This window comes from Cronobacter universalis NCTC 9529 (assembly GCF_001277175.1).
GTDB lineage: Bacteria > Pseudomonadota > Gammaproteobacteria > Enterobacterales > Enterobacteriaceae > Cronobacter > Cronobacter universalis.
On record NZ_CP012257.1, the window covers coordinates 3,646,894 to 3,659,862 of the forward strand.

Annotated in this window: 10 protein-coding genes; 5 read left to right on the forward strand and 5 right to left on the reverse strand. The window is 60.9% G+C overall.

The annotated features are described in order from the left end of the window. The first annotated feature begins 108 nt into the window (after positions 1-108). Both treB and treC read left to right on the forward strand, forming a co-directional pair. Positions 109-1,527, forward strand: coding sequence for a PTS trehalose transporter subunit IIBC (gene treB, locus AFK65_RS16785; protein ID WP_007701854.1), 1,419 nt, complete (start codon positions 109-111; stop codon positions 1,525-1,527). Between the two features lie 60 nt (positions 1,528-1,587). Further along, positions 1,588-3,249: an alpha,alpha-phosphotrehalase gene (gene treC, locus AFK65_RS16790; RefSeq protein ID WP_038856257.1), complete on the forward strand. Its 1,662-nt coding sequence runs from the start codon at positions 1,588-1,590 to the stop codon at positions 3,247-3,249. Between the two features lie 10 nt (positions 3,250-3,259). Here the strand turns inward: treC and AFK65_RS16795 are convergent, their stop codons facing one another. After that, complete coding sequence (locus tag AFK65_RS16795; protein WP_038856254.1) at positions 3,260-3,790, reverse strand: NAD(P)H-dependent oxidoreductase; 531 nt, start codon at positions 3,788-3,790, stop codon at positions 3,260-3,262. A gap of 102 nt (positions 3,791-3,892) precedes the next feature. Between AFK65_RS16795 and AFK65_RS16800 the strand changes: the two genes are divergently transcribed. The 3 genes from AFK65_RS16800 to nrdG all read left to right on the forward strand — a co-directional run bounded on the left by AFK65_RS16800 (position 3,893) and on the right by nrdG (position 7,920). Next, a complete protein-coding gene (locus AFK65_RS16800) occupies positions 3,893-4,774 on the forward strand; it encodes a LysR family transcriptional regulator (RefSeq protein ID WP_007701860.1) in 882 nt (293 codons plus the stop codon). A gap of 294 nt (positions 4,775-5,068) precedes the next feature. Beyond that, positions 5,069-7,204, forward strand: coding sequence for an anaerobic ribonucleoside-triphosphate reductase (gene nrdD / locus AFK65_RS16805; protein ID WP_007701863.1), 2,136 nt, complete (start codon positions 5,069-5,071; stop codon positions 7,202-7,204). A gap of 251 nt (positions 7,205-7,455) precedes the next feature. Further along, positions 7,456-7,920, forward strand: a complete 465-nt coding sequence (gene nrdG / locus AFK65_RS16810; protein ID WP_038856252.1) for an anaerobic ribonucleoside-triphosphate reductase-activating protein — start codon at positions 7,456-7,458, stop codon at positions 7,918-7,920. Positions 7,921-7,971: 51 nt separating this feature from the next. Here nrdG and AFK65_RS16815 read toward each other — a convergent pair whose 3' ends face one another. From AFK65_RS16815 to AFK65_RS16830, 4 genes are all read right to left on the reverse strand, one after another. Beyond that, positions 7,972-9,882, reverse strand: a complete 1,911-nt coding sequence (locus AFK65_RS16815; RefSeq protein WP_032804934.1) for a BglG family transcription antiterminator — start codon at positions 9,880-9,882, stop codon at positions 7,972-7,974. 113 nt (positions 9,883-9,995) lie between these two features. Next, positions 9,996-10,736, reverse strand: coding sequence for a 2-dehydro-3-deoxy-phosphogluconate aldolase (dagF, locus tag AFK65_RS16820; protein WP_007701874.1), 741 nt, complete (start codon positions 10,734-10,736; stop codon positions 9,996-9,998). After that, on the reverse strand, positions 10,733-11,851 hold the full coding sequence (locus AFK65_RS16825) for a DgaE family pyridoxal phosphate-dependent ammonia lyase (protein ID WP_032804936.1): 1,119 nt from the start codon (positions 11,849-11,851) through the stop codon (positions 10,733-10,735). The genes dagF and AFK65_RS16825 overlap by 4 nt, the downstream gene beginning before the upstream one ends. Beyond that, a complete protein-coding gene (locus AFK65_RS16830; protein WP_038856249.1) occupies positions 11,835-12,968 on the reverse strand; it encodes an amidohydrolase/deacetylase family metallohydrolase in 1,134 nt (377 codons plus the stop codon). The genes AFK65_RS16825 and AFK65_RS16830 overlap by 17 nt, the downstream gene beginning before the upstream one ends. Between the last annotated feature and the right edge of the window lies 1 nt (position 12,969).

Sequence of the window (12,969 nt, forward strand, 5' to 3'; positions counted from 1 at the left end):
TCGCGCTCTGTTTTCGGGAACGTTCCCGTTCACGCCATCCCGGTTAAAAGTTACTCTGCGCCACAGGCCATCCGAGCCTCGTACCTACCTCTGCGACAGGGCTTCATCATGAGCAAAGTAAACCAACAGGATATCGATAAGCTGATAACCCTCGTGGGCGGCCGCGAGAATATCGCAACCGTTAGCCACTGCATTACCCGCCTGCGTTTTGTGCTGAATCAGCCCTCTAAAGCCGATCCGAAAGCAATAGAAGAGCTGCCGATGGTCAAAGGCTGTTTTACCAACGCCGGACAGTTTCAGGTGGTGATCGGCACCAATGTCGGCGATTACTACCAGGCGCTGATCGCCACCAGCGGCCACAGCGCCGCCAGTAAAGATCAGGCCAAACTGGCCGCGCGCCAGAACATGAAATGGCACGAGCGGCTTATCTCCCATTTCGCTGAAATTTTCTTCCCGCTGCTGCCCGCGCTCATCAGCGGCGGTCTGGTGCTCGGCTTTCGCAACGTGATTGGCGATGTGCCGATGCACGACGGCAAAACGCTGGCGCAGATGTTCCCGGCGCTCAAAACCATCTACGACTTTTTATGGCTTATCGGCGAGGCTATCTTCTTCTATCTGCCGGTCGGGATCTGCTGGTCGGCGGTGCGCAAAATGGGCGGCACGCCGATCCTCGGGGTCGTGCTTGGCGTGACGCTGGTTTCGCCGCAGCTGATGAACGCCTACCTGCTCGGCCAGCAAACGCCGGAAGTGTGGGATTTCGGGCTCTTTACCATCGCCAAAGTGGGCTATCAGGCGCAGGTGATCCCGGCGCTGCTGGCGGGCCTGGCGCTCGGCATGATTGAAATTCGCTTAAAACGCCTGGTGCCGGATTACCTCTATCTGGTGGTGGTGCCGGTCTGTTCGCTGCTGCTCGCGGTATTCCTGGCGCACGCGTTTATCGGCCCGTTCGGCCGTCTTATCGGCGACGGCGTGGCGTTCGGCGTGCGTCATCTGATGACCGGCAGCTTCGCGCCCATCGGCGCCGCGCTGTTTGGCTTCCTCTACGCGCCGCTGGTCATCACCGGCGTCCATCAGACCACGCTCGCCGTGGATATGCAGATGATCCAGAGCATGGGCGGCACGCCGGTATGGCCGCTGATTGCGCTGTCGAATATCGCCCAGGGCTCGGCGGTGGTGGGCATTATCATGACCAGCCGCAAACACAACGAGCGCGAGATCTCCGTGCCAGCGGCTATCTCGGCGTATCTCGGCGTGACCGAACCCGCCATGTACGGCATCAACATGAAATATCGCTTCCCGATGCTGTGCGGCATGGTGGGCTCCAGCATCGCCGGGCTGCTGTGCGGGCTGAGCGGCGTGGTGGCGAACGGCATCGGCGTCGGCGGTCTGCCGGCCATTCTCTCCATCCAGCCGGATTACTGGCAGGTGTACGGCATGGCGATGCTGGTGGCGATCATTATTCCTTTCATCCTGACGGTCTTTGTCTATAAGCGAAAATCCCGCCAGGGAACGCTCCTGGTCGTCTAACTTTTATGGTGGTGCGGGGAGCGTTTCGGCGCTCCCCTTTAGCAACAGCGGGAACGCGTTATGAATAACACTCTGCCGTGGTGGCAAAACGGGGTAATTTACCAGATTTACCCGAAGAGTTTCCAGGATACGTCCGGCAACGGCACAGGCGATCTGGCGGGCGTCACCCGACGTCTCGATTATCTGCAAAAACTGGGCGTGGACGCCATCTGGCTGACGCCCTTCTATCTCTCGCCGCAGGTCGATAACGGTTATGACGTGGCGAACTATACCGCCATCGATCCGGCCTGTGGCACGCTGGAGGAGTTCGACACGCTGGTGGCCGACGCCCATGCCCGCGGCATCCGGGTGATTCTCGACATGGTGTTTAACCACACTTCGACGCAGCACGCCTGGTTTCATGACGCGCTGACCCGCGAGAGCGCGCACCGCGAATTTTACATCTGGCGCGACGGCACGCCGGAGGAAGCCCCCAATAACTGGCGTTCAAAATTCGGCGGCAGCGCCTGGCGCTGGCACGCCGAGAGCGGCCAGTATTATCTGCATCTCTTTGCGCCCGAGCAGGCGGATCTCAACTGGGAAAATCCACAGGTGCGCGACGAGGTGAAAAAAGTCTGCGAATTCTGGGCCGATCGCGGCGTGGACGGCCTGCGTCTCGACGTGATCAATCTGATTTCAAAAGATCAGGATTTCCCGTCGGACGATCGCGGCGACGGGCGGCGTTTTTACACCGACGGGCCGCGCATTCACGACTATTTGCAGGAGCTGAGCCGCGACGTGTTTCAGCCGCGCGGGCTGATGACGGTGGGCGAAATGTCCTCCACGACGCTTGAGAACTGCCAGCGCTACGCCGCGCTGGAGGGCCACGAGCTCTCGATGACCTTTAACTTCCATCACCTGAAAGTGGATTACCCGGACGGGCAGAAGTGGACGCTCGCCGCGCCCGATTTCGTGGCGCTGAAAGCGATTTTCAACCACTGGCAGCAGGGCATGCATGGTGTGGCCTGGAACGCGCTGTTCTGGTGTAACCACGATCAGCCGCGCATCGTCTCGCGCTTCGGCGATGAGGGCGCGCTGCGCGTACCGGCGGCGAAAATGCTCGCGATGGTGCTGCACGGCATGCAGGGCACGCCTTATATCTACCAGGGCGAAGAGCTGGGCATGACCAACCCGCACTTCACGCGCATCATCGATTACCGGGACGTGGAGAGCCACAATATGTTTGCCGAGCGGCGCGCGCAGGGGCAAAGCCCGGAGACGCTGCTTGCGATCCTCGCCAGCAAATCGCGCGATAACAGCCGCACGCCGATGCAGTGGGATGACAGCGACAACGGAGGTTTTACCACCGGCACGCCGTGGATAGGGCTTTGCGATAATTACCGCGAGATCAACGCCGCGCGCGCGCTCGACGATCCAGACTCCGTGTTTTACGCCTATCAGAAACTCATCAGGCTGCGTAAGGCGCACCCGATTTTCACCTGGGGCGACTATCACGACCTGCTGGCGGAGCACCCTTACCTGTGGTGCTATCGCCGTGAATGGCAAGGGCAGACGCTGGTGGTGATGGCGAATCTGTCGCGCGAAGCGCACTGGTGTACGCCGGGCGACCTCGGCGGCGCGTGGCAGGTGTTGATGAGCAACTACCCTGACGCCGCATCCCGCCCCGGCGAAATCAACCTGCGCCCGTTCGAAGCCGTGATATGGCTGCAAGGGGAAGCGTAGCCCGACCGGGTTAACGCACCAGCGCGTTAACCCGGCTCAGCCACTGCGCGACGCCGGCGTCGAGACCGGCGTCGCTCAGCACGTGCGTGCCCTGAATAAGCGCTGGCGGCTGCCAGATCATGCCGGTCATATTGGCCATCGCGTGAAACGGCAGCCAGAATTCTTCTATCGGGTAGCGGTTATAGCCTTCCGGCGAATAGGCCTCTGCGCTGCCGCCGGTCGAGACCATCAGCATAAACGGTTTGCCGTGCAGGCGGTCGCCGCCGGTGCCATAGGCAAAACCGTGTTCCAGTACGTGATCCTGCCACTCTTTTAAAATCGCGGGCGAGCTGTACCACCAGAATGGAAACAGCATCACCACCGCGTCATGCGCCAGCAGCAGCGCCTGTTCTCGCTTCACGTCTATTTTAAAATCGGGGTATTCACGCATCAGCTCATGCACCGTCACCTGCGGCAATGCTTTCAGCGCCTCGATAGCAGCGCGGTTGACGCGGGAATCGTCCGGGTAACGGTGCCCGGCCAGAACCAGAACTTTTTTCATTTTTACTCTCCTCAACGATGTGGTTGAGGTAATGTTGGCATGACGCAGAGTTAACCTGTAGTGCGGTTCCGTGCATATCTGTTTCAACCAAAGGTATCAACCATGACGCTTACCTCCGACGTACATCGCCTGCTGCCTGCGTTTCTGGCCGCCGCGCAGAGCCAGAGCTTTTCCGCTGCCGCCCGCCTGCTGGGCGTGACGCCTGCCGCCATCAGCAAAAGCGTCCGCCAGCTGGAGGCGCGCCTGGGGCGCGTGCTGTTTCAGCGCAACACGCATTTTGTAGTGCTGACGGAAGAAGGCGCGGCCCTGCGCGAACAGGTGGCGCCGCTGTGGCATGCGCTCAACCAGGCGCTGGAAAAGCCCGCCGACGAGCCGCAGGGGCTGGTGCGCGTGAGCGTGATTCCTGGTTTCGGGCGCTACCTCCTGATGCCGGCGCTGCCCACTTTCCAGCAGCGTTACCCGCAGGTGCGGCTGGATCTGGCGATGGATCCGCGTCGCGTTAACCTGATTGGCGAGCGGATCGATGTGGCGATTGGCCAGCGGACGGTGCAGGACAGCCGGATAATCACCCGTGAAATCCGCCCGATGCGCATGATGCTTGCCGCCTCGCCGGCCTACCTGGCGCAGTCTGGCACGCCGCAACAGCCGCAGGATCTGTTGCATCACCGTTGCCTGGTGCACCGTAATCCCGGCAACGGCAAACTGCAAAGCTGGCTTGCCGATGAACTGGCGATGGAAGAGCAGCACGCTTTTCTTATCAGCACGTTTCCGGATGTGCTGGTGGACGCCGCGCTGGCGGAGATGGGCATTGTCTCGCTCGCCGACTGGTATCTGGCGCCGCTTATCGCCGCGGGCCGTCTGGTGCCGTTGATGGAAGCGCACTGGCCCGCGCCGCAGCCGCTGTGGGTGAAGTATCCGCACCATCGTCTGGCCCCGCGCGTGCGGGCATTCGTCGATTTTTTAATCGAAAAATTCACAGTGTAAATATTTCGCCTTCAATGCAGGCCGTAAGCGCGCTCGCCGCTTTGCCTTGTCCTGCGTCAATAAAAACGCAAACTTGTTTGATGCAAATCACTATATATAGACATTAAAATCCACCGCGGCCCAATATCTTGTATTTTCAGGCTAAACTTTCAGCAATCCGGCGTGGGTGAAAATCCCGCCCTGCTGTGGATAAAACGGGCCAGTTCCGGCGTTACCGGGGGTTTATTCAGTCAATATTCCCCAGGCCGCACGACGGAATTTCTGTGGATAACCTGTGCTTAATATGGAGTGATCATGACACCGCATGTAGTGAAACGAGACGGGTGTAAAGTACCTTTCAATTCAGCGCGCATTCGCGAAGCGATTCTTCGTGCGGCGCAGGCAGCGGGAGTCGATGACGCAGACTATTGCGCCACCGTCGCGGAAATCGTCAGCAGCCAGATGCAGCATCGTCGTGAGGTCGACATTCACGAGATCCAGACGGCGGTAGAAAACCAGCTGATGGCAGGCAATTACAAGCAGCTGGCGCGCGCCTATATTGAGTACCGCCACGACCGCGATATCGCCCGCGAAAAACAGGGCCGCCTGAATAAAGAGATCCGCGGGCTGGTTGAACAGACCAACCCGGCGCTCCTGAACGAAAACGCCAATAAAGACAGCAAAGTGATCCCGACCCAGCGCGACCTGCTGGCGGGCATCGTCGCCAAGCACTACGCGCGCCAGTATCTGCTGCCCCGCGACGTGGTGCTCGCCCACGAACGCGGCGAAATTCACTATCACGATCTCGACTACTCGCCCTTCTTCCCGATGTTCAACTGCATGCTGATCGACTTAAAAGGTATGCTGACGCAGGGGTTTAAAATGGGCAACGCCGAGATAGAACCGCCGAAGTCTATTTCTACCGCCACCGCCGTAACGGCGCAGATCATCGCCCAGGTGGCGAGCCACATCTACGGCGGCACCACCATCAACCGCATCGACGAAGTGCTGGCCCCGTTTGTGACGGCAAGCTTTGAGAAGCATCGCCGCACGGCGATTGAGTGGGAGATCCCGGACGTGGAAGGCTACGCCCGCGCCCGTACCGAGAAAGAGTGCTACGACGCGTTCCAGTCGCTGGAATATGAAGTCAACACGCTGCACACCGCCAACGGCCAGACGCCGTTCGTCACCTTTGGCTTTGGCCTCGGCACCAGCTGGGAATCGCGCCTGATCCAGAGCTCAATTCTGCGTAACCGCATCGCGGGCCTCGGTAAAAATCACAAGACGGCGGTGTTCCCGAAACTGGTGTTCGCGATTCGCGACGGCCTGAACCATAAAGCCGGCGACCCGAACTACGACATCAAGCAACTGGCGCTGGAGTGCGCGAGCAAGCGCATGTACCCGGATATCCTCAACTACGATCAGGTCGTGAAAGTGACCGGCTCGTTTAAAACGCCGATGGGCTGCCGCAGTTTCCTTGGCGTTTATGAAAAGAACGGCGAGCAGATCCACGACGGGCGCAATAACCTCGGCGTGATTAGCCTGAACCTGCCGCGCATCGCGCTTGAAGCGAAAGGCGATGAAACCGCATTCTGGGCGCTGCTCGATGAGCGGCTGAAGCTCGCCCGCAAAGCGCTGATGACGCGTATCGCGCGTCTTGAAGGCGTAAAAGCGCGCGTGGCGCCGATCCTTTATATGGAAGGCGCGTGCGGCGTGCGCCTTAAACCGGATGACGATATCGCGGAGATTTTCAAAAACGGCCGCGCGTCGATTTCGCTCGGGTATATTGGCATTCATGAAACCATTAACGCGCTGTCCGGCAACCAGCATGTCTATGACAGCGAGGCGCTGCGGGCCAAAGGCATCGCGATTGTCGAGCGTCTGCGTCAGGCGGTGGATCGGTGGAAAGAGGAGACCGGTTACGGCTTTAGCCTCTACAGCACGCCGAGCGAGAATCTGTGCGATCGTTTCTGCCGCCTCGATACCGCCGAGTTTGGCGTGGTGCCGGGCGTGACCGACAAAGGGTATTACACCAACAGCTTCCACCTGGACGTGGAGAAGAAGGTGAACCCGTACGATAAAATCGATTTCGAAGCGCCCTATCCGCCGCTCGCGAATGGCGGCTTTATCTGTTACGGCGAATACCCGAATCTTCAGCATAACCTGAAGGCGCTGGAGGACGTGTGGGATTACAGCTATCGCCATGTGCCTTATTACGGCACCAATACGCCGATTGATGAGTGTTACGAGTGCGGATTCACCGGCGAATTCGAGTGCACCAGCAAAGGCTTCACCTGCCCGAAATGCGGCAATCATGACGCGTCGCGCGTCTCCGTCACCCGCCGCGTTTGCGGTTATCTCGGCAGCCCCGACGCCCGCCCGTTTAACGCCGGTAAACAGGAAGAGGTGAAGCGCCGTGTGAAACATCTCGGCAACGGGCAGTTGGGTTAACGCCGTTCTGGCGTGTGGCACGGCGGGTGCGCGTTGCTTACCCGCCCTACGCGTTTGGTGTTGTAGGGTGGGTAAGCGAAGCCGTACCCACCACCCGGCAAACCTGTGTAGGGTGGGTAAGCGAAGCGCACCCACCGCCCGGCAAATCATCCCAGGGTGGGTAAGCGAAGCCGCACCCACCGCCCGGCAAATCATCCCAGGGTGGGTAAGCGAAGCGCACCCACCGTTCGCCCGCCAGGGACGAGGAAACCATGAATTACCATCAATACTACCCCGTTGACGTCGTCAACGGCCCCGGCACCCGCTGCACATTGTTTGTGGCGGGCTGCGTTCACGAATGCCCCGGCTGCTACAACAAAAGCACCTGGCGGCTCAACTCCGGCGCGCCGTTCACCGCCGACATGGAAAACCGCCTCATCGCCGATCTCAACGACACCCGCGTCAAACGCCAGGGGCTGTCGCTGTCGGGCGGCGATCCGCTGCACCCGCAAAACGTACCGGCAATCCTGCGCCTGGTTCAACGCGTGCGGGCAGAGTGCCCCGGTAAAGATATCTGGGTCTGGACGGGTTATAAAATCGATGAACTGAGCGATGCCCAGCGCGAGGTGGTAAACCTCATCAACGTGCTGGTGGACGGCAAGTTTGTGCAGGATCTGAAAGACCCGGCGCTTATCTGGCGCGGCAGCAGCAATCAGGTGATCCACTGGCTGCGCTGAGCGCCGCGCCCACGCTATCCGAAGCACGCTTCAATAGTGCGCTGACCGCCGCTAAAACCGGCTCAGGCAGGTCATCGCCACCGCCTGAAACTGGGCGAAATCACGACACGTTTGCAGCTGTTGCGCCGCCCGCTCGCGCAAAAACGTGACGAACAGATCGTAAATCGTCATCGCTTCTTCATATTCGCGTTTGCTGATGGCGAGCAGGAAAATCACATGCGCGGTCTCCTCGCCCCACGCAATTCCCTGCGGGGCCAGCACGGTATAGACCACCGTTTTGCGCGCCATCAGCCCCAGCGAGTGCGGCAACGCGATACCGTCGCCAAGCATCGTGCTGACAATCGCCTCGCGCTCCACTACCGACGGCAGAAAATCCGCCCCCACGTACCCGTCCTGCTCCAGCTCATCACACAGCTCTTTGAAAAGCTGCTGCTGGGTCATGGGCCCGTCCACCACGCGAAAATGCCGGGTGTCAAAATATTTCTCCAGCATCCAGGGCCGGGTTCTGTCCACCAGCACCAGCTTGCCGATTTGCTCCAGCTGGAAATCGGTCGGAAACGGCGACATTACCACCACCGGCTTATCTTTTTCCGCCACCCGCGCGGTGGAAATCACGAAATCCTCGGCGATGGCGGCGCGCTGTTCGTAGTCGCGCAGCGTGGCGATTTCACTCACTTCCAGCTGCGGATATTTGCGCAGCAGCATCGACTGGATCATGCGCACCGTGGAGTTGCCGGTATCGCACACCAGCAGCACGCGCGGGTTGCGCTGGTAGCCGACGTTATAGTGGCGCTCAAGCCCGACGCCGATGTGCAGCACCAGAAACCCCACTTCGTTTTCGCTGATGGTGTAAGGCGTATATTTGCCCCAGCCGGATACCGCCGCCAGCGTCATATCCCAGGCCATCGGGTAGTGCTGTTTGATATTGCCGAGCAGCGGATTGGGAATGTTTATCTGGTAGCGCACGCGGGTGATCATGGTGCGAATGTGGGTCAGCAGGTCGGCGCGCAGCTGCTCGTCGGTCAGCAGATTGTAGTTATAGTGCGTGTTGATATAGCGCAGGATGTAGCCCGCCAGCGCTTCGGCGTCATCGGCGCTGATGGCGCTCGGCTCCAGCTCCTGCACCTGGCGCGCGGCGATATGCACCCGCAGCCAGTTCTCTTCCGCCTCTGATAGCGGTTTGCCGCACAGCGTTTGCAGCAGCGCCGCGATGCCGCGCGCCGCCTCGCGCACGTTATCGTCCACATCGTCCGCCACAAACTCAGGCAGTGGAAATCCCTCGCTGATGCGCCGCACCGCCACGGCGCAATAGAGGCGGATAAACTGCTCACCTTCGTCGGTAAAGCGCAGGCGCGCGTGCGCGAAAATCGTCGGCAGGCGCTCTGCGAGCCGCTCCTGCACGCCCGCGTTCAGGGCCTCTTCGGTAATTAATGGGTTAGCGCTGTCCTGCTGGGCGAGCTGCCAGAGCAGATCCGTCAGGCACGCGCGCAGCGCCATTTCACTGCCGAACAGCTTCATGCCGTGGCGCGGACGAGTTTCAAGCGTGAGGTTGTAGCGGGTAAAGAGCTCGCGCACTTCCGCCATGTCGTTTTGCAGCGTGGCGCGGCTCACGAACCACTCTTCCGCCAGATCTTCAAGCTTCAGGGAAAACGCGGAGGTCAGGAAACGTACCGCCAGATAGTGCACGCGCTCCGGCGCGGTGCGCGGGATGCGCAGCGCCTTCGGGCGGCTCGCCTGAAGCGCCTGATAGCGCCCCATATCGTCAACGGTCAGTTGATAGCCGCTGCCGCGGTTAAGCACCAGCTGCACGCCGTGCTGACACAGCAATGCATTGAGCGCGCTGATATCCGCCCGCACGGTGCGCGTCGTGACGTTTAGCCGGCGCGCCAGCTCATCCTGCGGCAGCGTTTCGTTTTGCAGCAGATCAAACAGCCGGGACAGACGTTGACTTGGAAATCGCACACCGGTTTCCTCTCGTTAAACGGGCGCGCCATCGCGCCCGCGGACGGCTTCAGGCCAGGGAATATATTTATCACGGTGATGAATATATTCTCCAGCCTTAACGTAAAACGGCCTTACCCTGCCAGGTCGCGCGTCATCGCCAGCAGGCGGCGCACATCCTCCGGGCGCGTATCGCCGCTGGCTTTGTCGATAATCGAGCTGTAAATATGCGGGATCACTTTGCTCACGCCCGCCTCCAGCGCGATGCGCAGGATTTCTTCGAAGTTATTGAGATCGATGCCGCCGGTCGGCTCCAGCCAGAAGTCGTGCCGCGCGCAGGCGTCCGCCACAGCCTGATACTCCTCGCGGCAGGCAAGGCCGCCCATCGGGAAATATTTCACCGAGCTGCCGCCCATATCTTTCAGCAGGGCAATCGCCGTTTCTACCGGTACGATGGCGTCGGGCGCGCTGCTGCTCAGCGGGCCGGTGGAGATCTTCACAAGGCCAGGCGTGCCCGTCGGCGACACCAGCCCGTTCACCACCGTCTCGCGCTGCCCGAGCAGCGCGCGGCTTGCGCCCACGCCGGTAAAGACCTGGTTCACATGCTGCGGCTGTAGCTCGCGCGCGATGGCGCTGACCATCGCGGACTGGTTCGGGTCGCCCGCGCCCAGCCCTACCGACAGCGCGTTATCGATGCGTTTCGCATAGTCGCGCATATCCTCGACGGCGCTCGCCACGTCCGGGTAGTTTTTCGAGAGCACGCCCACCAGCACATGCCCTTCGGCGGCTTCATAAATCGCGCTGGCGTTTTCTTTCGAGCCCGCCAGCACGTTCAGGCAGACGCGGTCGCGGTAAAAATTCGGGGTGAGTTTCATGCGTGAGTCTCCTGATTCAGCACGTCCCGGATGCGGCGGAACACAATCTCCAGCTGCGCGGCGCTGACGCTGCGCACATCCGCTTCAATAATGCCTTCGTTGGCTTTGTAGCCGCGGAAATAGATGGCGTATTCGCCCTGCTTCAGCGCGCTGACCAGCTCGCCGGTGTGGATGCCGGTGACGGCTTCGTCGAATTTGATTTCGCTGCGGGCGATATCGCGCCCGGCGCTGTCCCACACCACGCGGGCCGTTACGCCGTTCAGCGTGTTGAGCTGGTCGATAAACGGCGTCATTTTGGCCACCATCTGCGCGCCGCTCTCTTTCGGCGCGCTGAGGTAGTGTTCGATGGCGCTGGTGAGGCCGAGAATGCCCTCTTTACCGACTTTCATCGCGCGCCCGATGCCGTTCGCCTGGCGTTTCACCCACTCCACGTACTGCGTTTTGCCGATCACCAGCCCACTCGACGGCCCTTCAATCGCTTTCGCGCCGCTGTAAATCACCAGATCCGCGCCCGCGCGGTAGTAGGCCTGCAAATCTTCTTCGGCGGCGGCGTCGACAATCAACGGCAGCTGATGCTCGCGCGCCACCGCGGCGGCCTGCGCGACGCTCAGCATGCTTTTTTGCACACAGTGGTGCGATTTCACATACAGGATCGCTGCCGTTCGCGGCGTGATCGCGGCGGCCAGCTGTTGCGCCGAACACTCGTTGGCGTAGCCCGCCTCGACCAGCTTTCCGCCGCCGAGCGCCACCATCGTGCCGACCGGCGCGCCGTAATTCACGTTATGGCCTTTCGGCAGCACAATTTCGTTGTGCTCGATAGCGGTGGTATGCAGGTTCTCAAGCAGCCAGTCGCTCTCTTTGACCAGCACCGCCGCCACCGACTGCGCAAGCCCCGCCGAGGCGCAGGAGACAATAGTCGCGGCCTCCACCTCCAGCAGTCTGGCGATGTACGCGCCGGTTTTATTCACCAGATCTTTCATCTCGAAATAGTGATTGAGCCCCTGCGTGACGGCCTCCACCACCTCCTGGCGCGGCGTGGAGACGCCTAAAACCGTCATGCGCCCGGAGGCGTTAATCACCTGTTTCAAGTCATATTTTTCATACACTGAAGGCATGTTCCGCGCTCCCTTGTTCGGTCATGTGCCAGGCGCCCGCCCGCACGGCGGCAAGCGGCACCAGTAAATAGTCGCCGTGCAGCGTCTCTTCGTCGGCATCGGTAAAGAGCCCTGGCTGGCGGCGCAGGTCGAAAATAGTCAGATCGGCGTCGGCCCCTGGCGTCAGCCGCCCTTTATGGGCCAGACGCAGCGCCTGCGCGGCGTGCAGCGTGACGCAGTCAATCACCTGCGGCAGCGACAGGCCGATGGCGAGGAATTTCGACATCACATGGGCGAGGCTTCGTACCGGGCCGTTGATGCGGTTGCGGCAGTAGATGTCAGAGCTGATAGTGTGCGGCAGAATGCCGAGCGCGATGGCCTGGCGCGCCACCTCAAAGCTAAAGCTGGCGCTGCCGTGGCCGACATCAAGCCGCACGCCGCGCTCAAGCGCGTCGCTAATGCTGGCGCGCAGCCCGCCCTGCGGCGTCAGGATGCGGTTCGGCTTGCCGTTAAAACAGTGGGTAATAATGTCGCCCTGAGACAACCGCGCGGCGATCTCATCCAGCGGCGGCGGGCCGTTGCCGATATGCACCATCAGCGGCAGATGGCCGTTCTCCTGCTGAATAGCTTTGGCGCGCTCAAGCGGCGCGATGCCGTTATCGCCCACCACGCTGCTGCTCATGCGCGCTTTCAGGCCGACGATAAAATCGGGGTGACGGGCGATAGCCTCGCGCGCCGCCGCGGCGTCGATATTCGCCATATCCGCCAGCTCGTTTTGCGCGATAAGGCCCACCTTCGAAACATTGAGCAGCGCCAGCACCTCGGTCGCCGCGCCGCGCGTCAGCGCGTAAAAGTCATCGATATCGTTCGCGCCGGTGCTGCCCGCGTCCACCACGGTGGTGACGCCGGTCGTAACGCCAACCGCGTCCGGCTCATCGTGATAAATCGGCGATTTCGGGTAGCAGTGGACGTGCAGATCGATCCAGCCGGGGCTGACGTAATGTTCGCCATTGAGATCGCGCGTGGCGCGCGCCTCGCCGGTCACGCGGCCCAGCGCGGCGATTTTGCCGTCTTTGATGGCGATATCCGCCAGCGTGTCGTCCACCAGCCGCGCCTGGCGCAGGATCAGGTCAAACATA